General features: G+C 64.8%; 26 protein-coding genes. 9 read left to right on the top strand and 17 right to left on the bottom strand.

Features of this window, described 5'->3' with window-relative positions:
• Nucleotides 1-12: 12 nt before the first annotated feature.
• The 3 genes from QEN71_RS08995 to QEN71_RS08985 form a co-directional block, all read right to left on the bottom strand.
• Complete coding sequence (locus QEN71_RS08995; RefSeq protein WP_201654455.1) at nucleotides 13-540, bottom strand: universal stress protein; 528 nt, start codon at nucleotides 538-540, stop codon at nucleotides 13-15.
• 90 nt (nucleotides 541-630) lie between these two features.
• Nucleotides 631-1,221, bottom strand: a complete 591-nt coding sequence (locus tag QEN71_RS08990) for a BPSL1445 family SYLF domain-containing lipoprotein (RefSeq protein ID WP_201654803.1) — start codon at nucleotides 1,219-1,221, stop codon at nucleotides 631-633.
• Between the two features lie 164 nt (nucleotides 1,222-1,385).
• Nucleotides 1,386-2,078 carry a glutathione S-transferase C-terminal domain-containing protein gene (locus QEN71_RS08985; RefSeq protein ID WP_201654458.1) on the bottom strand — a complete coding sequence of 231 codons (693 nt, stop codon included), beginning with the start codon at nucleotides 2,076-2,078 and terminating at the stop codon, nucleotides 1,386-1,388.
• Between the two features lie 209 nt (nucleotides 2,079-2,287).
• Here QEN71_RS08985 and QEN71_RS08980 point away from each other — a divergent pair, with 209 nt between their 5' ends.
• The gene (locus QEN71_RS08980) at nucleotides 2,288-3,238 is read left to right on the top strand and encodes a PTS sugar transporter subunit IIA (protein WP_201654461.1); all 951 of its coding nucleotides are present in this window, start codon (nucleotides 2,288-2,290) and stop codon (nucleotides 3,236-3,238) included.
• A gap of 34 nt (nucleotides 3,239-3,272) precedes the next feature.
• On the opposite strand, the gene QEN71_RS08975 is transcribed toward QEN71_RS08980, so the two are convergent.
• Nucleotides 3,273-3,842 carry an SLATT domain-containing protein gene (locus QEN71_RS08975; RefSeq protein ID WP_233471989.1) on the bottom strand — a complete coding sequence of 190 codons (570 nt, stop codon included), beginning with the start codon at nucleotides 3,840-3,842 and terminating at the stop codon, nucleotides 3,273-3,275.
• Between the two features lie 197 nt (nucleotides 3,843-4,039).
• Here QEN71_RS08975 and QEN71_RS08970 point away from each other — a divergent pair, with 197 nt between their 5' ends.
• The 4 genes from QEN71_RS08970 (at nucleotide 4,040) to QEN71_RS08955 (ending at nucleotide 6,946) form a co-directional block, all read left to right on the top strand.
• Nucleotides 4,040-4,360: an HNH endonuclease gene (locus tag QEN71_RS08970; RefSeq protein ID WP_201654467.1), complete on the top strand. Its 321-nt coding sequence runs from the start codon at nucleotides 4,040-4,042 to the stop codon at nucleotides 4,358-4,360.
• A gap of 37 nt (nucleotides 4,361-4,397) precedes the next feature.
• Nucleotides 4,398-4,634, top strand: a complete 237-nt coding sequence (locus QEN71_RS08965; protein WP_201654470.1) for an FmdB family zinc ribbon protein — start codon at nucleotides 4,398-4,400, stop codon at nucleotides 4,632-4,634.
• 46 nt (nucleotides 4,635-4,680) lie between these two features.
• A complete protein-coding gene (locus QEN71_RS08960) occupies nucleotides 4,681-5,619 on the top strand; it encodes a LysR substrate-binding domain-containing protein (RefSeq protein WP_201654473.1) in 939 nt (312 codons plus the stop codon).
• An 82-nt stretch (nucleotides 5,620-5,701) separates the two neighbouring features.
• On the top strand, nucleotides 5,702-6,946 hold the full coding sequence (locus tag QEN71_RS08955) for an MFS transporter (RefSeq protein WP_201654476.1): 1,245 nt from the start codon (nucleotides 5,702-5,704) through the stop codon (nucleotides 6,944-6,946).
• Nucleotides 6,947-6,978: 32 nt separating this feature from the next.
• Here the strand turns inward: QEN71_RS08955 and QEN71_RS08950 are convergent, their stop codons facing one another.
• The 6 genes from QEN71_RS08950 to QEN71_RS08925 all read right to left on the bottom strand — a co-directional run bounded on the left by QEN71_RS08950 (nucleotide 6,979) and on the right by QEN71_RS08925 (nucleotide 11,777).
• Nucleotides 6,979-7,971, bottom strand: coding sequence for an alpha/beta hydrolase (locus QEN71_RS08950; protein ID WP_201654480.1), 993 nt, complete (start codon nucleotides 7,969-7,971; stop codon nucleotides 6,979-6,981).
• A gap of 357 nt (nucleotides 7,972-8,328) precedes the next feature.
• Entirely contained in the window at nucleotides 8,329-9,003 is a 675-nt protein-coding gene (locus tag QEN71_RS08945; RefSeq protein WP_201654484.1) for a response regulator transcription factor, read from the bottom strand.
• Between the two features lie 223 nt (nucleotides 9,004-9,226).
• Nucleotides 9,227-10,555, bottom strand: coding sequence for a sensor histidine kinase (locus QEN71_RS08940; RefSeq protein ID WP_201654487.1), 1,329 nt, complete (start codon nucleotides 10,553-10,555; stop codon nucleotides 9,227-9,229).
• 209 nt (nucleotides 10,556-10,764) lie between these two features.
• On the bottom strand, nucleotides 10,765-11,073 hold the full coding sequence (locus QEN71_RS08935; protein ID WP_201654490.1) for a DUF4148 domain-containing protein: 309 nt from the start codon (nucleotides 11,071-11,073) through the stop codon (nucleotides 10,765-10,767).
• A 107-nt stretch (nucleotides 11,074-11,180) separates the two neighbouring features.
• Nucleotides 11,181-11,450, bottom strand: coding sequence for a hypothetical protein (locus QEN71_RS08930; protein ID WP_201654493.1), 270 nt, complete (start codon nucleotides 11,448-11,450; stop codon nucleotides 11,181-11,183).
• Between the two features lie 51 nt (nucleotides 11,451-11,501).
• Nucleotides 11,502-11,777 carry a hypothetical protein gene (locus QEN71_RS08925; protein ID WP_201654496.1) on the bottom strand — a complete coding sequence of 92 codons (276 nt, stop codon included), beginning with the start codon at nucleotides 11,775-11,777 and terminating at the stop codon, nucleotides 11,502-11,504.
• 95 nt (nucleotides 11,778-11,872) lie between these two features.
• Here QEN71_RS08925 and QEN71_RS08920 point away from each other — a divergent pair, with 95 nt between their 5' ends.
• From QEN71_RS08920 to QEN71_RS08910, 3 genes are all read left to right on the top strand, one after another.
• Entirely contained in the window at nucleotides 11,873-12,250 is a 378-nt protein-coding gene (locus QEN71_RS08920; RefSeq protein WP_233471985.1) for a DUF3563 family protein, read from the top strand.
• A 54-nt stretch (nucleotides 12,251-12,304) separates the two neighbouring features.
• Nucleotides 12,305-12,760 carry a tellurite resistance TerB family protein gene (locus QEN71_RS08915; RefSeq protein WP_201654499.1) on the top strand — a complete coding sequence of 152 codons (456 nt, stop codon included), beginning with the start codon at nucleotides 12,305-12,307 and terminating at the stop codon, nucleotides 12,758-12,760.
• A 219-nt stretch (nucleotides 12,761-12,979) separates the two neighbouring features.
• Entirely contained in the window at nucleotides 12,980-13,942 is a 963-nt protein-coding gene (locus QEN71_RS08910) for a TauD/TfdA dioxygenase family protein (RefSeq protein ID WP_201654502.1), read from the top strand.
• Nucleotides 13,943-13,981: 39 nt separating this feature from the next.
• Here QEN71_RS08910 and QEN71_RS08905 read toward each other — a convergent pair whose 3' ends face one another.
• The 6 genes from QEN71_RS08905 to QEN71_RS08880 form a co-directional block, all read right to left on the bottom strand.
• Nucleotides 13,982-15,130 (bottom strand): J domain-containing protein, encoded by a 1,149-nt coding sequence (locus tag QEN71_RS08905; RefSeq protein WP_201654505.1) that lies wholly within the window; start codon nucleotides 15,128-15,130, stop codon nucleotides 13,982-13,984.
• Between the two features lie 190 nt (nucleotides 15,131-15,320).
• Nucleotides 15,321-16,319, bottom strand: a complete 999-nt coding sequence (locus QEN71_RS08900) for an O-fucosyltransferase family protein (RefSeq protein ID WP_201654509.1) — start codon at nucleotides 16,317-16,319, stop codon at nucleotides 15,321-15,323.
• Nucleotides 16,320-16,628: 309 nt separating this feature from the next.
• The gene (locus tag QEN71_RS08895) at nucleotides 16,629-18,179 is read right to left on the bottom strand and encodes a methyl-accepting chemotaxis protein (protein ID WP_201654511.1); all 1,551 of its coding nucleotides are present in this window, start codon (nucleotides 18,177-18,179) and stop codon (nucleotides 16,629-16,631) included.
• Nucleotides 18,180-18,407: 228 nt separating this feature from the next.
• On the bottom strand, nucleotides 18,408-18,608 hold the full coding sequence (locus QEN71_RS08890; protein ID WP_223961196.1) for a hypothetical protein: 201 nt from the start codon (nucleotides 18,606-18,608) through the stop codon (nucleotides 18,408-18,410).
• A gap of 223 nt (nucleotides 18,609-18,831) precedes the next feature.
• Complete coding sequence (gene pstS / locus QEN71_RS08885; RefSeq protein ID WP_201654518.1) at nucleotides 18,832-19,863, bottom strand: phosphate ABC transporter substrate-binding protein PstS; 1,032 nt, start codon at nucleotides 19,861-19,863, stop codon at nucleotides 18,832-18,834.
• A gap of 176 nt (nucleotides 19,864-20,039) precedes the next feature.
• On the bottom strand, nucleotides 20,040-21,536 hold the full coding sequence (locus QEN71_RS08880) for an aminotransferase-like domain-containing protein (protein WP_201654521.1): 1,497 nt from the start codon (nucleotides 21,534-21,536) through the stop codon (nucleotides 20,040-20,042).
• 208 nt (nucleotides 21,537-21,744) lie between these two features.
• Between QEN71_RS08880 and QEN71_RS08875 the strand changes: the two genes are divergently transcribed.
• The gene (locus tag QEN71_RS08875) at nucleotides 21,745-22,086 is read left to right on the top strand and encodes a hypothetical protein (protein WP_201654524.1); all 342 of its coding nucleotides are present in this window, start codon (nucleotides 21,745-21,747) and stop codon (nucleotides 22,084-22,086) included.
• Between the two features lie 28 nt (nucleotides 22,087-22,114).
• Here QEN71_RS08875 and dinB read toward each other — a convergent pair whose 3' ends face one another.
• Nucleotides 22,115-23,269, bottom strand: a complete 1,155-nt coding sequence (gene dinB / locus QEN71_RS08870; protein WP_201654536.1) for a DNA polymerase IV — start codon at nucleotides 23,267-23,269, stop codon at nucleotides 22,115-22,117.
• Nucleotides 23,270-23,337 lie beyond the last annotated feature (68 nt).

Raw genomic sequence — 23,337 nt, 5'->3', positions numbered from 1 at the left:
TTTGGAGCGGGTTTAAAGCGTCGGCGCGTGAACCGACGCGCCCGTGCGGCCTTGCGCGTGGCGATGCGCGTCGCCGCTTGCCGCCTTGTCTTCACGTGCAACCGTCGACGTCGCGATCAGCACCGAGCGCCGCGTGCAACGCGCGATCACATCGCTCATCCGCTCTTCCCAGAAGCGCCACTTCGGACCGCGTCCCGCGCCGACGACGACCAGATCCGCGTCGAGTTCGTCGGCGATGCGCGCGATCGTGCGGCCCACGCCGCCTTTCAGCGCAACCGTCATCGCACGCGTATCGATGTCCCACGCGTCGAGTTCGAAGGTCTCGTTGCAGCGGCGCTCCACCGTGCGTTCGAGTTCCTCGACCATCTGCAGCGTGTCGAGACAGCCGTATTCGACGCCTGCCAGCGCCCACCAGGGCATCGTGTCGACGACATACACGGCAGTGAGCCGTGCGCCCGTTTGGCGCGCCTTGTCGATGGCCGTCTTGAGTACCGAGTCGTCCCTGTGTGCGCCAACCGCGACCAGAATGTGCTTGATCATTTCGAGTGCCTCCGTCGTTGCGTCATGTCATGCAGTGCATGATGCGACGCGAGACTTAGCGGCAAATGAGCAAGCTTTATTGCGCTGGAATCAGATGATCAGACGGGAAATCTTCGAGCCTTCCAGCGACACGCCCGCCATCAGCCCGCCGTTCGTCAGCACGAACGCTTCGACGGGACTCATTGCCGTCGACGTGTCGACGTTGCCGTTCGCGCCGACCTTCACGAGCGCCACCGTCGCATCGACGCCCGCCGACCAGCCCTGGCTGCGCGTGAAGCTGCTGAGCGCTTCGTCCGTCATGAACAGCATGATGATCGCCTTCGACTGCGCGCCGATCTGCAAGCCGAACGACGCCGCCGTGATGCTGTAATAGCCCGACGTCTGCCCGCCGACGCGCAATGCGCCCTGCCCGTACTGTCCGCCGAACCAGAAGCCCGCCGAGATCACCGACGGAAACACGAGAATGCCGCGCGCCTTGTCGGCGAGTTCGCGCGAACCGCCGATCGCGTTGAAGAGGCGCGTGAGCGTCGCGTTGACGTCGGCGTCGATCGACTGGCGCTTGCCCGCGTTCGCTTCGGGCGACGCATCCGACGACGGCCCCGTCGTCGTGCAGCCTGCAAGCGCCAGCCCGCCCGAGGCGAGCGTGGCCGTGGTCATCGCGATGAATCGGCGGCGGTACATTGTCATTGTTTCTCCCTTGCTTGATTCGTTATCGAGTTCGCTGGTGATGCCCGCGTTTTTTCCGCAGGTGATGTCGAAAGCGGTGCGTCAATCGCCTTACGTGCGAAAGGCGATCCTATCCGATGACAGCCAATGCCGCGCGGGAGTTCCTTGCACCGTCTTTCTCAAGCCGCGATCCGCTCGTGCACCGCGAGGCAATGGCGGACCAGTTCGGGCCGCGACAACACGAACGCCTTCAGCGGCGTGTCGATCTCGTAGAAGTAAATGTTCGCGACAAAGCCGTAGATGGCGGCATCGATGGTCGCCGGTTCCGGGCCGAACACGAAGCCGCTGTCGCCGAGCAGATCGGCAACGACGCGCAGATCGCCGATCCCGCGCGCGTACACCTGGTCCGGCTCGTAACGTCCGATGCCCTGATAGTGATAGCGCTGCCGGTTGTACTCGCGCGCGCCTTCGAGATCGCTCGTGGTGACGTCCGTGTGCTCGCGCAGCACGGCATCGCGAAACGCCGGCCAATAGCGTTCGTCGCGCCAGCGCGAATAGCTCATCGGCCAGTAGAGATCGTCGAGTGTGCGGCGCACCAGAAAGTCGAGATTCAGTTGCCCTTGCGACAGCGCGCCGTCGATCCGCAGATCGTACTTGTTCTTCAGATACGCGATGATCGCGTCGCTGTCGCCGACCGTTTCGCCGTCGTCGGACAGATACGGCAACTGGCCGCGCGGCGCGTGCGACGTGTCGAGAATATGCCGGTGCTCGAAATCGAGCCCGCACAGCCGCATGAACGCGTAGACCTTCAGACCGAACGCGTTGTTGTCGGCGACGCCGAACAGATCGGGGTACGAGTAGAGCGTCAGCATGAACGGAGTCTCCTGCGATGAGCGAATCGTGTCGATGTCCTTCAACGGGTGTCCTTCAGCGCGCGAACGCGGCGCTGCAGCATGCGTTCTTTAACACCTTTCCCGCGTCGTGCCGCGTGCGACAGCCCACATTCGGCGAAAGTGCTTTTTTATTCGGTTTTAATGCGAATCGCGCTACGCTAGTCCTAATGTCAGTCTGGAGAAAGGGCATGACGAAGACTCGAGCGATTCTGCGCGCCATTTTCGGCATCCATCAACATCACGCACCGGCCACGCGGGCTCACGCGGCGAGCCGCAGCGTGATGATGCGCGTGACGCTCGACGCGCAGCACGTCACGCCATTGCGCCGCGCGCTCACCCGCGATTGCGCGGGCCAGCCGTGGACCATCCGCATCGCGACGCTGCCGCATACCGATCGCGTGCAGCTGTCGCTGTATCTGCCGAAAGACGCCGTGAACGGCGCGATCCAGCAGGTGACGCGTATCGCGCCTGCCGCGCAGTTCGGTCATCTGTTCGAGATTCCCGATACACCGACGGACGGCTGGCGCGATCTGCTGCGCGCCACGTCGTGGGCGCAGGCCGCGAGCGCGTTGCGGCCCGCGAAAACTTCCGTCAAGACCAGCGACGACGAGACAGACACGCTCGACCGTCTGCTGAGCGCCGACAACGTGCTGCTCGACGCGGACATCGTGGATCGCGATGCACTCTTCGCGCAGCTCGGCACGTTTTGCGAACGTCGCTATGGCGTGCCGGCTGCTCAGGTGATCGAAGGGCTGAACACGCGCGAGGCGCTCGGCTCGACGGGTCTGGGACAAGGCGTCGCCGTTCCGCATAGCCAGATTGCGGGCCTGTTCAACGCGGTGGTTCTCTATGTGCGCCCGCGCGTCCCGCTCGATTTCGACGCGCCCGACGCGAAGCCTGTCACCGACGTCATTGCGCTCTTCGTGCCCGAAGGCGCGAACACGATGCACCTGAATCTGCTCGCCGATGTCGCGCAGCGGTTTTGCGACCAGCATTTCCGCGAGCGGCTGCACGCGTGCGGCAGTGCCGCAGAGGTCTGTCGCCAGTTCGCCAATGCAGCCGAACCGTCCGGGCTTCCGTCGCCGATGCCGCACGTCGCCGCACGCGGCGACGCGTCCGGCGCACAGCTTAGAGCCTGAGCATCGGCAGCACTGTCACGCCATCAAACGTGCTTCATTCCCAGCGGTTTCCGTCGCGGCCTTGCAGCGCCGCGACGCGCAACGTCTCCTGCGTGCGCTGGAACATGCGCGGCGGCACGCTCGGCGAATCTTCCGCGAGACGGTCGAGAATCTCGCGCACTTCGCTGATATAGCGTCCGTCGCGAGCGCCCGGATCGCCCGCATAGATCGCTTCCAGCCGACGCCGCACCGCGCCATAGCGTGCCCCAGCCGCGCGATGCGCTTCGGCGCGCTCCGCATAGCGCAGAAACGTCTGCAACGCCGCCGACACAGCCGCCGCAATGCTCACCAGGCCGACCACGAGCCGCCCCAAAGCCGAATCCGCCGATACTACCAGCGACAGAAACACCGTCGTGCCGACCACCGCGGACAGCGCCGTCACGCCGATGCCGAACCCGCGGTTGCGCGCGGCGAGCAGATCGGCCATGTCGTAATGGCTCTTCTGCGATTCGCGCGCGCGGCGGATCCACTTCAGCAGCAGCTCGTTTTCAGTGACGGGCGGCCTGTATTCGCTGTGTGCTTCCGGAGTGTCATCGGCGCGCGCCTGCGCATGCGGATCGACCATCGTCATGCCATTGCCTTTCGTCGACGGGAAGTGGCCAGCATAGCATCGCGGCGTGACGCTAACGGGCAGCGTAAGTAATAGGCCAAAGGGCATCGGGAACGGCCGATGCGCAAAGTCCTGGCCGATTGGCTAACGTGGCGAACCGCGCCGGAATCCGCGGCGAAAATTGGTAGGATGATGGAATCGCAGGAGCATCGATGGCAAAGCGCGAAGTGGAATCGTGGTATCGGCCGCCGCAGGATGAAGTCTGTCCGCTGTGCGGCCGCGCGATTCCACCCGACCAGCGCGACGAGCATCACCTGATTCCGAAAGCGGAAGGCGGCCGTGAAACGGTCGCGCTGCACCGGATCTGTCATCGGCAGTTGCACGCGCTGTTTTCCGAGCGCGAGCTGGCGACGACGTATGCCTCGGTCGATCGTCTCCTCGACAATGAGCAAGTCAGAGCTTTCGTGAACTGGGTACGCACGAAGCCGGTCGGGTTTCATGAACGCACGCGCAGCAGCCGGCGCAAGCGCTGACACCCGATCGCATCGTGCGATAACGACGGAACAAGTTATGCCTGTGTACGACTACGAGTGCGCCGACTGCGGCGCGTTTGAAACCGTGCGGCGCATCGCCGAACGCGACGAGCCCGCCGCCTGTCCTCGCTGCGGCACGTCCGCGGAACGCGTGCGGGTCGGCGCGCCTGCGTTGCTCGGCGGCGCTTCAGCTTCAGGTAGTGGATCCAGTGGCGCTTCCGACAGCGAAGGCGGATACGGCATGCGGCATCGTGGCTGTTCGTGCTGTCCATGAGCGCGCGCACCACTTCCATCGCTTACTCACGCCCGAAGTCCGCACCATGCCCGCTCGCCTGCCTCCGCTGAACTCGCTGCGTTTCTTCGAGGCAGCCGCGCGGCTCGGCAGTTTCAAGCTCGCCGCCGCCGAACTCAACGTCACGCCGAGCGCGGTGAGTCACGGCATCGTCGCGCTCGAAGAGACGCTCGGTGTCGCGCTGTTCACACGCGAGCCGCGCAAGCTGTCGCTGACGCCCGCGGGCGAACTGTATTTCCCGTACATCGCCGAAGCGTTCTCGCTGATTCTGCTCGGCACGCAGCGGCTGCCCGATGGCCGCACGCATCGGACGATCTCCGTGAGCTGCGCACCGACGCTCGCCGTGCGCTGGCTCGTGCCGCGCCTGCACGACTTTCGCGCGCGCTGGCCGAACATCGACGTATCCGTCGATACGTCGCGCCGCCAGGTCGGCTTTCCCATCGACGGCTTCGATTTCGGCATCCGTCTGAGTCGCGGCCCCGTGCCCGGCAGCGACTGGAACCGGCTGTTCGGCGAGAAGCTCGTACCCGTGTGCAGCCCCGCGTATCGCGAGACCTTGCTCGACGCGCATGGCAACGTCGACTTGCGGCGCGCGGCGCTGATTCACGTCGATACCGCCAGCGACGACTGGCAGGCGTGGCTCGACGGCGCGGGCATCGGCGATCTCGACGCAACGGGCGGCCTGCGCTTCGACACGATCCAGCTCGCGCTCGAAGCGGCGACGACGGGCATGGGCGTCGCCATCGGCAGACGACCGCTCGTCGACCGCGAACTCGATGCGGGCACACTCGTCGAAGCGAGCGCGCTGAGCGTCGATGCGAAAACCTCGTACTGGCTCGTCGGCGCAGAAGGCACGGATGGCGCAGACGAGCGGCCCGAGTTGCAGGCGTTCAGACGCTGGCTGCTGCACGAAGCGCTCGCGTTCGAAGACGTCACACGGCACGAAGCCCTTCCCGCTCACGAGTGAATTTTCTTCACCTGTCGCCGAAATCTTTTCGTTTGTCCGGCCGCCCCGCTATTGCGACGATTCGGCAAGGAGGAAACGAAACATGTCGACGACCCGATCCGCTTACGCAGCACCCCTGAAGAACCCGACGCTCTACGTGATCGTCGCCGCCGCGCTGATCCTGAGCGCGGCCATGGGCATCCGTCAGACCTTCGGCCTGTTCATCGGACCGTTTTCATACGATCGCGGCCTGCCCGTCACGCTGGTCGCGTTTGCCATCGCGCTGCACAATCTCGTGTGGGGCTTCGCGCAGCCGTTCGCGGGCGCGGCCGCCGACCGCTACGGCGCCGCGCCCGTCGTCGCGTTCGGCGCGACCACATTCGCGGCAGGCCTCGCGCTCGCGGCAAGCGCGCCGTCCGGTATCGCGCTGATCGCCGGCCTCGGGCTGCTGGTCGGCATCGGCGTGAGCTGCACGACCTTCGGCGTCGTGCTGACAGCCGTTGGACGCGTCGCGACGCCCGCGCAGCGCAGCATGGCGATGGGCATCGCGAGCGCGGGCGGCTCGCTCGGACAGGTGCTTCTGGTACCGTTCGCGCAAGTGGTGCGCGAAACGTCGGGCGTTTCGACTTCGCTGTTCGCGCTCGCGTTCCTGATGCTCGTCGCAGCGCCGTTCGGCATCCTGCTCGACCGCCGTCACGACACGTCCGCACCGCAAGCAGCCGCATCGCCCGTGACTGCATCGCTGCGCGAAACGCTCGCGTACGCGACGCAGCATCGCGGCTACCGGCTGCTGACGCTCGGCTTCTTCACCTGCGGCTTCCAGCTTGCGTTCATCGCGACGCACCTGCCCGGCTATCTGACGCTGTGCCACATGCCGATGGGACTCGGCGCCACCGCGCTCGCGCTGATCGGCCTCTTCAACATGGCGGGCAGCTGGGCGTGCGGCTGGCTCGGCGGGCGCTTCCGTCAGCAGCATGTGCTCGGCTGGCTGTATCTGATACGCGGCGCGACGATTGCCGCCTTCTTCCTGCTGCCGAAGTCGACGGAGTCGGTCGTGCTGTTCGCCGCCGTGATGGGCCTGACGTGGCTCGGCACCGTGCCGCTCACGAGCGGCCTGATCGCCAAGGTGTTCGGCACGCGGCATCTCGGCACGCTGTTCGGCGTGGTGTTTCTCAGCCATCAGCTGGGCTCGTTTCTGGGCGCATGGCTCGGCGGCTATGTGTTCGACGCGACGGGCTCGTACACGCCGATCTGGGCGGCGACGGCGCTCGCCGGACTGTTCGCCGCTCTGCTGCACTTCCCGATCGACGACACCGTTCACGCGAGCGCCGAACCTGCGCGTGCATGACACGTTCCCAGAGGTCGGCCGTCAGCGCTGGGTCATGCAATTGCAACCGCCGCCGCGTGACGCTTGCGTGTCGCATAACAGCGCCGCACGAACATCGCCGCCTGCCGCAGCGTCTGATTCGCTTCGGGCAGAAACGGCGCGAAGCACGCCAGCGCGTGCGGCATCGCGTGCCATTGCGCGACTTGCACCGTCACGCGCGCGCGATCGAGACGCGCCGCCAGCGCGCGAACGTCCTCGTACATCGGCTCGCTGTCGCTGATCTGGATGTGGATGGGCGGCAGATCGTGCAACTCGCCGCGCGCAGGCGACACGTACGGATCCCACGCACTCGCATCGTCGATGTACATGCGCGCGGCGCGCTGCATCGCGAGCCGTGTCGCCGGTCCGGTGCCGCGCGCGGCGCGCCAGGTCGTCGTCAGATCGGCCCACGGCGAGAACAGCACCGCGCCCGCAGGCAGCGTTTCACCCGCATCGCGCAGCGCGAGCAGCATCGCAAGCGCAAGCCCGCCGCCCGCCGAATCGCCCGCGACGACGATCGAATCCGCCGCGATGCCGCGCGCGATCATCGTCCGGTAGGCGTGCAACGCGTCTTCGAGCGCGGCGGGAAACGGATGCTCGGGCGCGAGCCGGTAATCCGGCGCGAACACGGGTGCGCCGCTATGACAGGCGAGCGCCGTCGTCACCGCGCGATGCGTCGACGACGAGCCGAAGTAATAGCCGCCGCCATGCAGATACAGAATTGCGTTCGCGATCGGACCGTTTCGCGGCGAAGGCCAGGTCCACAGGCCGTCGAGATCGGCGTCGCGCGTTCGGCGCGAGCGCGGATTGAGCAGCGCGGCGAGCCACGCACCCGGCAGCGACAGCCGCTCCGCGCGTGCACGCACTTGCGCGACATCGGGCACCGCGGCAACGCACGCGGACCGGCGATGCCCGGCGAAGAATGGCAGCGCGCCGACGGCGATGCGCGCCTGCCAGCTTGCCGACATGCGATCGTTCGCGCCTTCGATAGTGGAATGGTTCGACATGGCCGCGCCTCACTGTTGCGTCGAACCGAAGCCATCGCTCCAGCCGGCACAGCGCGGATAACGCACGCATAACCCGATGCCGCACGTCGACGGCCGCATGCGATAAGCACGCTTGGAGTACACCGGCGCACGTGAGCCCGCGCTTTGCATTCTGCCGTCGATATGCAAGGTAATCCGAGTGCGCGTGCACGGATCGAACATATCGAAAGCCGCTTGTGCGTCGTTGCGTTCGACAACGACACGAACGTCTGGAATCCCTCTCATCGCGTTCTCCTCGCTCTGCGCGCACAGCGTGATTGCTGTGCGGACGAGAAGATTGTGTCGACAGAGAGTGAGCGGACAATGAGCGCGATGCGCTCAGGTTTTGGGCGTATCGCCGAGCATCACAGTCCAGCCGAGACCGCGCACGTTGCGGATCACGGCTTGCCCGAATTTCTTGCGTACGGAATGAATGAGCACGTCGACGGCATTGCTCTCGACTTCCTTGCCCCAGCCGTACAGTTTGTCTTCGAGCTGATCGCGCGACAGGATCGTGCCGGGCCGCTCGAGAAACGCGAGCATCAGCGCGAACTCGCGCGCCGACAGCACCGACGACACGCCGTTGCAGCACAGCGTGCGCTTGTCGAGATCAAGGTTCAGCGCATCGTCGCCGAGACGCGACGACGCGTACCCCGCCTTGCGGCGCAGCACGGCGCGCATGCGCGCCATCAGTTCGGGGACGTCGAAGGGTTTGAGCACGTAATCGTCGGCGCCGACGTCGAGGCCTTGCACGCGGGCTTCGAGATCGTCGCGTGCCGTGAGGATCAGCACGGGCACCGTATTGCCCGCGCCGCGCGCCGTCTTCAGCAATTCGATGCCGCCCATGCCGGGCAAGCCGAGATCGAGCAGCACGACCGTGTATTCGGCGGCAGCGATGGCCGCGCTGCCTGCGTTGCCGTCGCGTACCCAGTCGACGCTGTAGTCCGCGTCCTGCAGCGCGCGCATCAGACTTTGGCCAATCTGCAGATCGTCTTCAACCAGTAGCACTCGCATGATGTCGTTTCCTCGCGCACCAGCCAGATCGCATGATAACCGAGTGGGCGAAGCTCACGACGCGCAACATGAAGACGAAAAAAAGGCCGACCGCTTGCGCAGTCGGCCGAAGGATTCTGGCGTGCACCGATCGCCGTGCCAGAACCAGAGGGGCCTGCTCCAACAGTTCTTATGCTAGGCGCGCAGACTTAGCGAAGAATGAGCGTTCTGGCCTGCTCCCGTTTTAAGGCACTGCCGGAAAACCGATCGCTGCGACGATGCCCGACTGTCCGTCCGTGCGATTGCGCAGATGCGCCGCGCCGCCGTACTTGTTCACGATGGCCTGCACGATCGACAGCCCCAGCCCGCTGCCTTCGATCTGCGTATTCGCCCGGAAGAAGCGGTCGAACACGCGTGGCAGTTGCGCTTCGTCGATGCCGGGCCCCGTATCGACGACTTCCATCCACACCATGCCGTCGCGCACGTTGACGCTCAGATCGACCTTGCCGCCGTCGGGCGAGTAGCGGATCGCGTTGCTCACGAGGTTGCGCAGCGCAATGCCGATATCGGCTTCGTTCGCGCGCACATGGGCGCTCGTCATTTCGTTGGCGCCGATATCGATGCCGCGCTGCATCGCAATAGGCAGCACTTCCGCGACGGCATCGACGACAACGGTCGATACGTCGACGCGCGTCAGCGTGTCCGCCTTCAAGGCTGCATCGGCGCGCGCGAGCTTCAGCAACTGCGCGATCATCCGGCCGCTGCGCCGGATGCCGCTCTGCAGCTCGCGAAAGCGCTCCTGATTGCCGGGCGCGATATGCGGCTGCAGATTGTCCGCCTGCAATTGCAGCGCGGTGAGCGGCGTGCGCAGTTCATGCGCGGCGTCGGAAATGAACTTGCGTTCGCTCTCGATCGACTGTTCGAGACGCTGGATCATCGTGTTGATCGACGTGATGAACGGACGGATCTCCGTCGGCACACCCGAGGTGGACAACTGCTCGAAATGCGTCATGTCGATCGCCTTGACCTGCGCGCCGAGGCGCGTCAGACGGCGCAGCGCGCGCCGCACGACGAGCAGCACGGCGATCCAGACCATCGGCACCAGCACGATCATCGGCCACAACGTGTTCAGCGAGCGCGCTTGCGCGAGTTCGTGCCGCACGGACGAGCGCTGCGCGACCTGAATCGTCATCGATTGCTCGCGCAGCGTGTAGATGCGCCAGTTCTCGCCGCCGACCTTCTCCGTCGTGAAGCCAGAATCGGCGTCGCGCGGCAGCGCGAGCGAAGGATCGGTCGAGCGGTACGGCGTATCGATGCCATCCTTCCAGACCGTGAGGTAGATGTCGCGTTCCGGCTGCGAGCCGCGCGCGGGAATCGCGGGCAACGACTCGGCGAGCCCGCTCTTGTAGAGCCGCGACGCCGCCTGTTCGAGACGCAGATCGAGCAGCGCGCTCATGCCCGCCTTGGCCAGTTGCCAGGAGCTGATGCCCTGCACTACGCCGACGACGCTCACCAGCACACACAAGGCGAGCACGAGTTGATTTCTGAGCGAGCGGATCTTGGGCATGGACATGGTTGCGATGTGTGCCGTCCGTGGAGGGTTTTGTGCGGCCTGCGAGCCTGTTTCTGGGCCTTTCGGCGAGCCATATGGCGAGCCTTTCGGCGAGCCGATTCTACACCGCACGGCAAGCTCTCCTGGTGGTGAAAACAACCATACGGACGCGCAGATTGCTCTGCGCGCCCGAGGTTTCGATGGTGCGGATAACGGTGTTCCGCCAGCCTTCAATGTCCGACATAAATCGACTTCATCCCGACGTCATATTGCGGATGAAAAGCCCCGCCCGCTTGCGACGTGCCGTCCGCCACGCCGCCGTATTCGTCCGCGTGTTGTGCGTTGATGCGTGCCTGCGCGGCTTCGATGCCCGCCGGATAGTGGGCCTTGTCGCCCGCCGGGTTATAGCCCGCGCTTTCGAGTTGCCTGAGCTGCGCCTGAACCTCGGCGCGTGTGACAGGTGCGTCCGATTGCGCGAAAGCAGCAACAGGCAATGCGAGTGCCATGGCGATGGCAGCGGTTTGAATCAGCGTTTTCATGATGTTTCCCTCCAGAAGTTCATCAGGTGAGCCTGCGATGAAGCTCATCGTAGAGCCCGACAATTAGCAATAAATTAGCGGCCGTTCCGGCACGCTCCTGCTGTACATCAATGGGTCGCCGCCGTGGCGGCGGCCTGCATTTCATAGCGCGCGTCCTGCAGCAACTGGATCGCGCGTCCCGCATGTCCGCCCATGTCGTAGCCGTTGGCGCGCTGCGCGGCGCGCATCTGTTCGATCGCCTGCTGCGCGTCGAAGTCGGCTGCGGCGATGATCGGATGACGGCTCAGGAAGTAGCCCTCCTGAGCGACCGCGCAGCCTGAAACGAAAGAAAGTACGCAGGCTGCGGCGGCGATCGTTGCAAGGTGTTTCGAGTTCATGATGGGTGCTCCCGTCGATGATGTTCGTGGGCAATCAGGCGCATGTCGCGCTCAGCGCCAGTAGCCGTAATAGCCGCGATAGCCCCAATGCGGATGGCCCCAGTAACCCACCACGACGGGCGGCGCATACACAGGCGGCGCGTAGTAGACAGGCGGCGGTGGCGCATACACGGGCACGACAGGGCCCAGAGGCACCCCAGGCACCAGCGGCACCACAGGTGCGACGACGGGCGCAATGCCGACGCCGACGAACACATGCGCCTGCGCGGCACTCACGAGTCCCATGCCGAGCACAGCGGCAACTGCAACGTGGCGAATCCCTTTCATGTTGTTCTCCTTGACATCCGATGCCGTGTCATTGACGCATCGGTTGATTCGCATTCTGTGCGTCGACAGTGAGCAAAGAATTAGCGCCTGGCGCGATGTATCGCGTCGACATACAGCAAGAAAAACAGCACGAAAAACAGCGCACGCATCGCTCTCATTTCCCGCTAATTCAGCCCGCCTACGATGCATTCCGTCGATGCAGCGTTCCTGATCTCAGGCGACTCAAGGCACTTCAAACCGAGCCCGCGCATCGCAACCCTCTCATCGCACTACTGAAGGAGAACATCATGTTTAGCGAAATCGCACGTCGTTTTGGCACGCTGCTCACCCACTCCCGCGAAAGCGAACGCGAAGCCTGGCTCGCGTCGTCGACGGATCTGGCCGATCTCGAACGCCGCATGCGCATGACCGACGAGCCCGACTATCCGTTCCACGTGCATTCGAGCGTGATGCCGCGCGACTGGATCGCGTAACGCGCGCCGTCGAACGAAAGCAAGCGAACCGATGCAAAGGAAAGGAGATCTGCAATGCGTCACTATCGAAGCGACAGTCCCGAAGCGGCAGCGCGGCTCGTGGCCGCCTGCCTGCTGTCGGACGGACACGTGGGTATCGACGAACTGGAAGCACTCGAGCGTTACGGCATGGAAGAACGCCTCAACATCAGCCGCGCACAGTTGCTCGCCGTCATGCAGCAGATGTGCGAAGACCTCACGACGACGGCCTATCTGAACTGGGGCGATACCTGCAGGCTGGACCCTGCCGTGATCTTCAGTCTCGCGCAGGACATCAAGGACTGGCGCCTGCGCCGCGAGATCATCGCGCTGTGCGAGGAAGGCGCGCAGGCGGATGGACATATGGCGGAAAGCGAAGCGCTGTTCATCCGCACGCTGCATTCGGCCTGGTACATGCCCGGCGCGCGCACGATCTACGAAAGCCCGCGTTCACGCGAGCGATTGAAGCTCGCGCAGATGGCGCCGCAGTAATGCACCCGTGTGCTTCTTCAACTCACGCGCTTTCCCGTCGAAGGCTCAATCGCCGAGACGGGAAAGCGCTTTGCGCATGTGCGTCCGCGATGCGCAGGCCATAGCACGAATCCCGCTATCGATAGCGCGACGCGCGTGAACACGTTCGCACGAATCGTCAGTTCTCTTTGCGCGGGCGGGCTGCTTGAATGGACGCTCCCCTATACATGGAGACGTCAGATGTCGAATACGCAAACGGCCCTCGCCTCATCGAACGCAAACGCGAACGCAAACGCCATCGCCGCGCATGCAGCGCCTGCTTCGCTCGACGTGCGCCGCGTCGCCGGACGCATCGGCGCGGAGATTCGCGGCGTCAAGCTGTCCGGTTCGATCGACACGCCGACGTTCGATGCGATCCACGCCGCGCTGCTCGAACACAAGGTGCTGTTCTTTCGTGGCCAGCAGCATCTCGACGACGACGCACAGGAAGCCTTCGCGCGGCGCTTCGGCGAGACGGTCGCGCATCCCACCGTGCCGTCCGTCGACGGCAGCCGTCATCTGCTCGAACTCGATTCGCAGCACGGCGCGCGCGCGAACTCGTGGCATACGGACGTCACGTTCGTCGATGCCTATCCGAAGATTTCGATCCTGCGCGCCGTGGTGATTCCGCCGTATGGCGGCGACACGGTCTGGGCCAACACGGCCGCCGCCTACGCGCATCTTCCCGAGCCGTTGCGGCGTCTGGCCGACACGCTGTGGGCGCTGCACACGAATGCGTACGACTACGCGTCGTCACACGTCAATGCCGACGGCGAGCAGTTGAAGCGCTATCGCGAGGTGTTCACGTCGACGGTTTACGAGACCGAGCATCCCGTCGTGCGCGTGCATCCCGAAACGGGCGAACGCTCGCTCGTGCTCGGTCATTTCGTGCAGCGTCTGAAGGGATTGTCGACGACCGAATCGGCGCATCTGCTGCAGGTTTTCCACGATCACGTCACGCGGCTCGAAAACACCGTGCGCTGGAACTGGACGCAAGGCGACGTCGCGATCTGGGACAACCGCGCGACGCAGCACTACGCGATCAACGACTACGGCGACGCGCATCGCGTCGTGCGGCGCGCGACGGTGCACGGCGACGTGCCCGTCAGCATCGACGGAAAGCAGAGCGTGGTGCTGCGAGGTGCGGGCGAAACGCTGCAGTGAACTCACACCGCACGGCGGCGTGCGGATGACGGGAAGTGACTAGAAGTCGCCGCGGCTGATCGTGGTCGGCTGCACGGTGCCGGGCACCGCGTACAACGTGATGCTCACGTTCGTCGCGTCGACGCCGTTGCCGCTGTCCTGCTCCGTGACGGCGAAATTCTGCGACTTGTACAGGCCGCCGTCGTCGAGGTTCTGATAGCGGACGTCGTAGCTGCCCGGCGCGACGCCCGCCAGCGTGAAGCTCTTGCCCGCCGGAATGAAAAAGTGCCGCACCGGCTGGTCGAACACGGACGCATTGAAGACGAGCTTCGCGAACACGTCGAAACGGTTGGACGAGTTGTCGATCGTGACGGACGAATGCCCGCCATCCGCGCCGACGGGCATGCCTTCGAGGTACGCCGCCGTCGACGGCCACGGCTGGCCGTTCGGCCCGAGCGCGGGTCGTGCGAACGTCGGCCGGGCAGACGACGCATCGCTGCCGGCGACGGAAACATCGCTCGTCCACGGCGACGTCGCCGCCTGTGCCGACGACATCGCCGCGAGCGAGCGCCGCTTGCCTTCCGCCGATGTCGCACTGTCGGCGTCCCCGTGCTCGCGCGCGTAGGGCGAACCGTACGGCGAGCCGTACGACGTCGACGTATTGCGCGTGAACGGCCACGGCGTCATCGACTCCGAGATCGCGACATAACCGAAGAACGCGCAGACACCGATCGCGATCCAGCTGCGCAGCGACACCTTGCGCAGCGAAAATCCCGACGCCGCGCGCGGCTTGTTCTGTGCGGCGCGCGGATCGACGCGCGCCTGTGAGGTCCACGCGCTCGAACGCGGCTGCGGACGCGGCGGAGCCTCGCGCTTCGTCTGCGTGGCCGCCTGGCGCGTGGTCTGTTGACTATGCTGCTGGTTCCTTTGCTGCGACGATGTCGCAGGACGCGGCCGAGGCGGCGCAGCCGCTGCTGCCGCTTCACGCTCCTTGCGCGCGAGCCAGTCGTCATGCTCCTTGCGTTGCACGGGATCGCTCAGCACCGCATAGGACGCATTGATGATCTTCATCACCCGCTCGGCATCGGGATCGTCGATCCGCCGGTCAGGATGATATTTCTGACTCAAGGTCTTGTAGGCCGCGCGGATCACCTCTTGAGGAGCGTCCCGCGAGACTTTCAGATTGTCGTAGTGGCTGTGAATCTTCACGCCCTTCCCCGATTGCCGTGCTGGTATTTTGTGATGATTCTACGCGAGCGCGGGCACACCGACCGCTCACGGATGCAGCCAAAGGCCAGCTTTTAAGCGCCGTTGTGGGCCAGACCGCATTTCGCGCCGTGCCGTGCGGTGCAGCGAAGCGGCTTGCGCCGCTTGTCAGGGCCACTTATGAGAGCCGGTTTCAGGCGGTTTTCTGGTCGGGCATCCGCAGGCCCGGTTCGACTGCATCGTGACGACGCTGTTGCTGCTCGGTCCAGATCTGGCTGTCCGGGAACCAGAACGCGCCTTCGCGCGGCGGCACGGCCAGTTTGACGGGCAGCGACGGATTGAATATTTTCGACCACGCGGACAGATACGACGGCGTCTTCAGAAGATACCCACAGTTCGCGAGCAGCAGACTGGCGACGAGCGCCTCGCGGCCGATCGCCAGCCCCGGATGTCCGCTGAAATGCACGGGCGTGCCGCCCGTCGCCAGCAGCCTGGCGGGCGCGACGCTGACGGGCACGGGGAAGTCCCACTTCACGAAGTAATCGAGAAACGCCTGTTCGTCGCTCGACACGAAGATGTTCGTCAGTTGCGGTTCTTCGGCGAGCGTGCGCTCGACAAGCCGGCAGAAATCTTCCCAACCGATCGTATGCGCTTCGAGCTTCTTGTCGGTGCCGCGAAAATGCACGCCGAGCGTCGCCGCACCAATGCCGATCCGTCGGCGGATCGTCTCGACTTCCGAGCGGATCGGCGCAGTCGGCTGATAGTGCGCGCGGAACAGCGCGCTCGCGTGGCGCAGTTCGAGCCTCGGCTCATAACGGCGGCGAAATCCGAGTCCGCCGAGATCGTGGACAACCGACGTACGCAGCCGCATGTTCGACGCCGGCGAGGCGGGCACGCCGACGGTATCGAAGTATTCGCCGAACCAGTCGACCCGGCCTTCCGGATCGCCGTAAATTCCGCCGCGTGCGGAGATGAGCGGCGTGAGGCGCTTCTCCTCGCAATACATGAGGATGAACAGCACCATCTGCATGACCGAGAAGAAACCCGAGTGCGCGCGAATTTCGATCGCGAAATAGCCGCGATTCAGACGTTGCTGTGCGTGCAGCGTGATGCGGCCCGGTGTGCTGATCGAATGTTTGAAGCGCTCGCTGCGTCGGATGTGTCTCGCGATGTCGATCAACTTGTTCAACATGCCACGTCCCTCTCATGCGCCGGGCAGCCCTTCCCGGCTAAGCCGTCTGTGTATTCGAAGAAACCGGGCGCGCGGCGGCGGGGTGCGTAAAGGTAGCGAGGCGTCCATCATGCAGGTCTGTCCTGCGCGCCTCGTTCGTCATACGTATCGGACCGCCGGCCCGATGCAAAATCGGCCAGCAAATAGACGTGTTGCGTCACGCGTCATCTTAAAGGGCATAAACGCAATGGTCGAGTGTCGCAAAATTGACTGTGTGCGACGCCTCACATTCGGCAATTATTAGCGCTTCGTCCTGCTAATCGTATGAACTTATCGCGCGTGCGAATGATCGGCGTCGGCCGTGGTGAACACGGCGACGGCTTCGCGCAGCGAGCGCGCCTGTTCCGCCATCGATTGCGCCGCCGCCGATGCTTCTTCGACGAGCGCAGCGTTTTGCTGGGTGACTTCGTCCATCTGCGTGACGGCGAGATTGACCTGCTCAATGCCCGTGCTCTGCTCGTTCGACGCCGCCGAAATCTCGGCGATGATCGCCGTCACCTGTTGCACCGAGCCGACAATCTCGCCGATGATCCCGCCCGCGTCGCGCACGAGATCCGAGCCCGCGGCCACGCGCGTCGACGATTGCTCGATCAGCGCCTTCACTTCCTTCGCTGCCGTCGCGCTTCGCTGCGCGAGCGCACGCACTTCGCCGGCGACGACAGCGAAGCCGCGTCCCTCTTCGCCCGCGCGCGCTGCCTCGACGGCCGCGTTCAGCGCGAGGATGTTGGTCTGGAACGCGATGCCTTCGATCACCGCGATGATCTCGCCGACTTTCGACGAGCTTTCCGAAATGCCCGCCATCGTGTCGACCACGCGCCGCATCACGTCGCCGCCATGCACGGCCGTGTCCGATGCTTTTTCGGCGAGCGTCGTCGCGTGGCTCGCGTTGCCCGCGTTCTGCCGCACGGTGCCCGTCAGCTCTTCCATGCTCGCGGCCGTTTCTTCGAGCGACGCCGCCTGTTCCTCGGTGCGCGCCGACAGGCTCATATTCCCCGCCGCGATCTGCGAACTGGCCGTCGCGACGCCGTCCGCGTTGCGGCGCACGTGGCTCACCACGTTCGAGAGACTCGTCTGCATCTCGGCGAGCGCGTTGAGCAACGCACCGATTTCGTCGTTGCCGTGTTCCTCGATGCGCGTCGTCAGATCGCCCTGCGCGACGCTGCGCGCGACATCGACGGCGCGCGTCAGCGGCGACGTGATCGAGCGGCTGAACAGGAACGCGCCGCCCAGACCGGCGACGAACGCGACCATCATCAGCACGACGCTGATTGCGCCCGCGCGGCGCGCGTCGTCGGCGGCTTGCGCGGACATCGCCGCCGTTTTCGTCGCGATCTGGTCGACGGCCTCGCCGAGCAGGCGCGCGGGTTCACGGTCGACGCCGGCTACCGCCTTGTCGCCCGCAGTCGGCTCGAAACCGGCCTCCTTGAACGCTTCGAGCCCCTTGCGATAGCCGCCGCCCATCTGCACATGCGCCGTCGCGAACTGCTCGACGAGCCCGCGCGTGCCGCCTTCTTCGAGCGACGCGAGCAGCGCCTTCGTCTGCGTATCGACGAGGCTTTCCTGCTTCTCGAACGCGGCCCAGCCCTTGTCGAACTTCGCGGGATCCTTGCCGCGCAGCAGGATGTCCTTCCACTCCTGAACCTGAAGCTTGAAGTTGACGAGGATGTTCGACGCCATGCGCTCGTTCGCGACGTGGACGCGCACGAGGTCGTTGTATTCGTCGATCGAACGATGCATCGCGTACAGGCCGTACATCGCACCTGCGAACATCAGAAAGAGGGCTGCGGCAAAAGCGAGGGGAAGCTTGAATGTGAGTTTCATGAACGGAGCAAGGAAGAGTGCGCGGGCCTCGCGCGGCGCAGTGATTCGAGCGCGCGCGATGCCCGTTGGAGCCGACGTCTGCCTTCGCCTCTTACGGCTCAGTTCGTGGTCTGCTGAACCCGCCCCCAATATTTGGGAAGAAATTTCCCGCTGTAAACGATTTCAGGAGTCGAGGGTTTACCCGGTCGCACTGCGTCGGGCGCGAGATGCTCCGAGCCGCGTCGCGGCTCAACCCTTCATGTCGACCCAGATGCGGCCCCAGGCGGTCGCGTACTTGAGCGCCTGTTCGCCGTCGTAGAAGAAATCGAGTTCGTTGAAAGTGCGAGGTGGGAGACCCGGCTTTTCGATGATCAGGTCGGCCGCGTGCATGCCGTCGTCGCGAACAGCAGCGCTGGCTTGCAGGCGATAGCCTCGGTGTGTGGTCAGCATGGGAATGGTCATTGATACGTCTCTGGCTTCAACCGGAATGGCTGGCGGTAGCGCTTCGCCGCAGATAGCCGACGCCGCGCTTCACGCCCGTCCCGATTGCTCTCAGGCCAGGATTCGCATTATCGCGATGCCCCGTTACTGTTCAATGACGGCCGGCGTTCTGGCGCGCCGGCCGATTTTTATCCGTTTTATCTGATCAATCCGATCGATGGGCTCAGTCGGCTCAGTCGGCGATCGGCTTGCCCGATGCGTCCTTGACCTTGGCCTTCCACTGCGTGCGAATCTCCGACACCACGGCATCCGGCAGCGTGATGTAGTCGAGTTCCTGCGCCGTCTGGTTGCCGTTCTTGAACGCCCAGTCGAAGAACTTGAGGGTTTCCTTGCCGCGATCCGGCTTCTCCTGCGCCGAATGCACCAGCACGAAGGTCGCGCCCACGACGGGCCACGCGTCCTTGCCCGGCTCGTTGGTGAGGATCTGATAGAACGACTTCGACCATTCGGCGCCCGCGGCGGCCGCCTTGAAGGTTTCCGTCTTCGGTTCGACGACGGCGCCTGCCGAGTTCTTCAGCGACGTGTACGTCATCTTGTTCTGCTTCGCGTACGCCCACTCGACATAGCCGATTGCGCCCGGCAACCGCTGCACGAAGGCCGCGACGCCGTCGTTGCCCTTGCCGCCCGTGCCCGTCGGCCAGCTGACGGTCGTGCCTTCGCCCACCTTGCTCTTCCACTCCGGATTCACCTGCGCGAGATAGTGCGTCCAGATGAAGCTCGTGCCCGAGCCGTCGGCGCGACGCACGACGGCGATATCCGTGTCGGGCAGCTTCGCGCCCGAATTGAGCGCGGCAATCGCCGGGTCGTTCCACTTCTTGATCTTGCCGAGGTAGATATCGCCGAGCACGGGGCCCGACAGCACCAGCGAACCCGGCTTCATGCCGGGCAGATTGACCACCGGTACCACGCCGCCGACCACAGTCGGGAACTGGAACAGGCCGTCTTTCGCGAGTTCGTCGTCTTTCAGTGGCGCGTCGGAGCCGGCGAAATCGACGGTTTTCGCGAGCACCTGCTTGATGCCGCCCGACGAGCCGATGCCCTGATAGTTGATGCGGCCGCCGCCTGTCTTCTGATAGGCGGCGGCCCATTTCGTGTAGATCGGCGCCGCGAAGGTGCTGCCTGCGCCCGTGATGTCGGCCGCGTGCGCGAAGGAAAGCGACAGCGCGCCGATCAGGCCGGCCGCCGCGAACGATGCGAGTTTCATGGTTCACCTCCTTTTGTCGGGCAAAGCGGCTCCGTGGGAGCCTGGCTCTGTTCCCATGCAAGATCGCTGCTGAAAGTTTTGTATGGGGTGCGTTTCGAAATTAGACGCGCTTCGTGACAACGCAGTGACGAATGAAGCGATGCGCGCCGACTGCCTGGACAGACGAAATCTCGCGTTCAGATGTCGGCGGTCAGACGGCCGAGTTGACGCAGGGCGGCGTCCATCCGCTCGTCGAATGGAGCCGGGCAACTGAGCCGGATGTATGAGCGAAACCGCTCCGAATTCGAGAAGATCGAACCCGGCGCAATGCGGATGCCGTGCGGCAAGGCCGCTTCGAACAGCGCTTCCGACGATTTGCCGTCCGGCAGCGCGACCCATAACAGCAAGCCGCCCGGAGGCAGATTCAGGCGCGTGCCCGCCGGAAAATAGCGGCCGATGGCATCGGCGCTCGCTTCGCGCTGCACCCGCAACTTCTCGCGCAGGCGATGCAGATGCCGGTCGTACGCACCCGAGCCGATGAATTCGGCGGCCACGAATTGCGCCAGCGATTCGTTGTGACGCGTCTGCGCGAACTTCAGCAGCCGCACGCGCGCGTGCCAGCGCCCCGACGACATCCACCCCAGCCGCATACCCGGCGCGAGCACCTTGTTCAGCGACGCGCAGTAGATCACGCCGCCGTCGCGATCCCACGACTTCAGCGGCCGCGCGGGTTGCGCCGATTCGATCAGCTCGCGATACGGCTCGTCCTCGATCAATGCGATGCCACGACGCGCACACAGTTCGACGAGTTCTGCCTTGCGGGCGTCCGGCATCACGCAGCCGAGCGGATTCTGCAGATTCGGCACGACGACGAGCGCCTTGAGGTCCGGGCAAGCGGTCAATGCGATATCGAGCGCTTCGAGCGACAGGCCCGTCGTCGGGCTGGTCGGAATTTCGAGCGCGCGCAAACCGAGGCTTTCGAGTATCTGCAACAGCCCGAAAAATGCCGGCGACTCGACGGCGATCGTGTCGCCCGGCTGCGCGACCGCGCGCAACGCGAGGTTCACGGCTTCGACACCGCCGCTCGTCACGAGCACGTCGTCGGGGGCGACGGTCACGCCCGCCGACAGCGCGCGCTTCGCGACGGCCTGCCGCAATTCCGCCGCGCCGCCGTCTTCACCGACTTCCGTCAGCAACGTCGGCTTGTGACGCAGGATGCGCGACGCGAGCGCCTGCAGCCGCTCCGTCGGATACAGCACGGCGTCGGCCGTCGCGCCGCCGAGATTGAGCGCATCCGGAAACGCCTGCGCCCGCTCGATCACGCGCGAGATGCGTTCGTGCAAGCCGACATAGCGCGCGGGCTCGGGAAGCGCCGGAATGTCGGGCTCGGCGACGGTCGCCAGCTTCGACGCGCTCGGACGTCGCACGAAGTAGCCGGCGCGCGGCCGCGCCTGCAGCCAGCCGCCGTCTTCGAGACGCCGGAACACCTGAATCGCCGTCGACAGACTCACACGATGCTGGCTCATCAGCGCGCGGACCGATGGCATCCGGTCGCCGGGCGCGAGCGTCCCCGACGCGATCACGCGGCGATAGTGTTCCGCGAGGCGTTCGTAAAGCGGCGCGCCGGATTGAGGATTCGCCCGGCAATCCGTGTCGTCGTGCGTAAGAAGAGGTTCGTCGTTCAACAGAGTCATCCGATGGATCGTGCCTGCTGCCACGACAGATCGCCAGATACAGACAGCGGTAATTCAGACCGGAACAGGACGCAAAAAGATGTTCCTGTATCGGTACAGATTCTAAAGCCGTGAGTCTGTTGTGTTCCGCAAGCCGTCTTTACGCTGTTGACTCATGGCCCGTCGATTTTTTCGGGCCGCGTTTAGACACTTGAACTGCGAGCTTGCGATGAAACCCCTCGACCAACGATACGCCCCCGGACAGATCCGCGCGAACTGGTTCAAGCGCGGCAGCGCGATTACCGTGCTGAACGGCGCGCTGCGAGTGAGCTACCGCGACGGCTCGCTCGACTGGCTGCTCGGCGACGCGCCCATGGTGTCGATCGTGCTCCGCGAAGGCGACTGTCATGTGCTGCCGTACGAGGCGTACGTCGAAGTCATCGTGACGGGCGAACGCGCGGCGATTGCGCGGATCGATGCGGGTCCGCTCAAAGGTTCGATCGCGGCGCGTATCGTGCGGTGGTGTGTTTCGATGGGTCGGCTGAACGGCGTGCGGGTTCGGCGCAGTTGAGGTCGCGGACGTCCATCGTCCGCCGGGCTCACGCCGTGAACGGCAGTTCAGCCTGGACAGGCAGCGGCGGCGCCTGCTCGCTTGCCAGCGACAACCCGCTCACACGCACGCCCAACAGCCGCAGCTTGCGGCTCAGCGCGACGCGTTTCAGACATTCGGTTGCTGCACGCCGGATCGCGGCGCCATCGGATGTCGCGACGGGCAAGGTCAGATCGCGCGTCACAGTGGAAAAATCGTCGAAACGCAGCTTGATGCCGATCGTGTGCCCGACGTAGCCCTTGCGCTGCAAATCTTCCGCGACGCGCACGCACAGCCGCGTGAACGATTCCGATAACGCCGGCCGGTCATGTCGCGGATGCAGATCGCGTTCGAATGTGGTCTCGCGGCTCATCGACTTCGGCTCCGATTCGACCACCACAGGACGCTCGTCGACGCCCTGCGCAACGTGCGTCAGCCACGTCGCGTACTTGAGCCCGAAATTGGACTGCAGCAGATCCGGCGCGGCATGCGCCAGATCGCCGACCGTGTTGATGCCGAGCGTCGCCAACCGCTCGCTGGCCTTCGGCCCGATGCCGTTGATCGTGCGTGCGGCCAGCGGCCAGATGCGCGATGGAATGTCGTCGGGCGTCAGAATGGTCAGGCCGTCGGGCTTGTCCAGCTCCGAGCCGATTTTCGCGAGCAGCTTGTTCGGCGCGACGCAGATCGAACACGTCAGGCCCGTCGCCGCGCGCACCGCCTGCTTGATGCGCGCACCGATGTCGGCGGCACCGCCGGGCAAGTCGGTGAGATCGATATAGATTTCGTCGATGCCGCGATCTTCGATACGCGTCGTGAACTTCGCGACTTCGGCCTTGAAGAGCCGCGAGTAGTGGCGGTATGAATCGAAGTCGGTGGGCAGCAGGATCGCGTCCGGCGCGAGTTGCGCGGCCTTCATCATGCCCATTGCGGAGAACACGCCGAATGCGCGCGCCTCGTAAGTCGAAGTGGTAACGACGCCTCGTCCCGCGTAGTCCTTCAGCCGGGCAAAACGGCGCGTGCCGTCAGCCAGTGTTTCGGGCGCCGCATTGCGTCCGCCGCCGATCACCACCGCCTTGCCGCGCAGTTCCGGATAGCGCAGGAGTTCGACGGATGCGTAGAACGCGTCCATGTCGAGATGCGCGATTCGGCGGACGGTGACACTCATGATGCGCGATGCGGTTTGCGATGGAGGATTGCGCTGCAAGCGCGCCAAACGTGGCATGTACGCTTGGG

Origin of the sequence: Paraburkholderia sabiae (assembly GCF_030412785.1) — a bacterium.
Lineage (GTDB): Bacteria > Pseudomonadota > Gammaproteobacteria > Burkholderiales > Burkholderiaceae > Paraburkholderia > Paraburkholderia sabiae.
Note: the sequence above shows the minus strand (reverse complement) of the source record. Positions and strands in the feature narration are given on the sequence as shown.

Coding starts and splice junctions, on each gene's coding strand:
- QEN71_RS08915 (WP_201654499.1), top strand. CDS start 12,305: ATGCGTCACTATCGAAGCGACAGTCCCGAAGCGGCAGCGCGGCTCGTG.
- QEN71_RS08960 (WP_201654473.1), top strand. CDS start 4,681: ATGCCCGCTCGCCTGCCTCCGCTGAACTCGCTGCGTTTCTTCGAGGCA.
- QEN71_RS08900 (WP_201654509.1), bottom strand. CDS start 16,319: ATGTTGAACAAGTTGATCGACATCGCGAGACACATCCGACGCAGCGAG.
- QEN71_RS08965 (WP_201654470.1), top strand. CDS start 4,398: ATGCCTGTGTACGACTACGAGTGCGCCGACTGCGGCGCGTTTGAAACC.
- QEN71_RS08955 (WP_201654476.1), top strand. CDS start 5,702: ATGTCGACGACCCGATCCGCTTACGCAGCACCCCTGAAGAACCCGACG.
- QEN71_RS08920 (WP_233471985.1), top strand. CDS start 11,873: ATGTATCGCGTCGACATACAGCAAGAAAAACAGCACGAAAAACAGCGC.
- QEN71_RS08990 (WP_201654803.1), bottom strand. CDS start 1,221: ATGTACCGCCGCCGATTCATCGCGATGACCACGGCCACGCTCGCCTCG.
- QEN71_RS08980 (WP_201654461.1), top strand. CDS start 2,288: ATGACGAAGACTCGAGCGATTCTGCGCGCCATTTTCGGCATCCATCAA.
- QEN71_RS08945 (WP_201654484.1), bottom strand. CDS start 9,003: ATGCGAGTGCTACTGGTTGAAGACGATCTGCAGATTGGCCAAAGTCTG.
- QEN71_RS08895 (WP_201654511.1), bottom strand. CDS start 18,179: ATGAAACTCACATTCAAGCTTCCCCTCGCTTTTGCCGCAGCCCTCTTT.
- QEN71_RS08995 (WP_201654455.1), bottom strand. CDS start 540: ATGATCAAGCACATTCTGGTCGCGGTTGGCGCACACAGGGACGACTCG.
- QEN71_RS08925 (WP_201654496.1), bottom strand. CDS start 11,777: ATGAAAGGGATTCGCCACGTTGCAGTTGCCGCTGTGCTCGGCATGGGA.
- QEN71_RS08985 (WP_201654458.1), bottom strand. CDS start 2,078: ATGCTGACGCTCTACTCGTACCCCGATCTGTTCGGCGTCGCCGACAAC.
- QEN71_RS08880 (WP_201654521.1), bottom strand. CDS start 21,536: ATGACTCTGTTGAACGACGAACCTCTTCTTACGCACGACGACACGGAT.
- QEN71_RS08950 (WP_201654480.1), bottom strand. CDS start 7,971: ATGTCGAACCATTCCACTATCGAAGGCGCGAACGATCGCATGTCGGCA.
- QEN71_RS08910 (WP_201654502.1), top strand. CDS start 12,980: ATGTCGAATACGCAAACGGCCCTCGCCTCATCGAACGCAAACGCGAAC.
- QEN71_RS08890 (WP_223961196.1), bottom strand. CDS start 18,608: ATGCTGACCACACACCGAGGCTATCGCCTGCAAGCCAGCGCTGCTGTT.
- QEN71_RS08940 (WP_201654487.1), bottom strand. CDS start 10,555: ATGTCCATGCCCAAGATCCGCTCGCTCAGAAATCAACTCGTGCTCGCC.
- QEN71_RS08970 (WP_201654467.1), top strand. CDS start 4,040: ATGGCAAAGCGCGAAGTGGAATCGTGGTATCGGCCGCCGCAGGATGAA.
- dinB (WP_201654536.1), bottom strand. CDS start 23,269: ATGAGTGTCACCGTCCGCCGAATCGCGCATCTCGACATGGACGCGTTC.
- QEN71_RS08935 (WP_201654490.1), bottom strand. CDS start 11,073: ATGAAAACGCTGATTCAAACCGCTGCCATCGCCATGGCACTCGCATTG.
- QEN71_RS08975 (WP_233471989.1), bottom strand. CDS start 3,842: ATGGTCGATCCGCATGCGCAGGCGCGCGCCGATGACACTCCGGAAGCA.
- QEN71_RS08930 (WP_201654493.1), bottom strand. CDS start 11,450: ATGAACTCGAAACACCTTGCAACGATCGCCGCCGCAGCCTGCGTACTT.
- pstS (WP_201654518.1), bottom strand. CDS start 19,863: ATGAAACTCGCATCGTTCGCGGCGGCCGGCCTGATCGGCGCGCTGTCG.
- QEN71_RS08875 (WP_201654524.1), top strand. CDS start 21,745: ATGAAACCCCTCGACCAACGATACGCCCCCGGACAGATCCGCGCGAAC.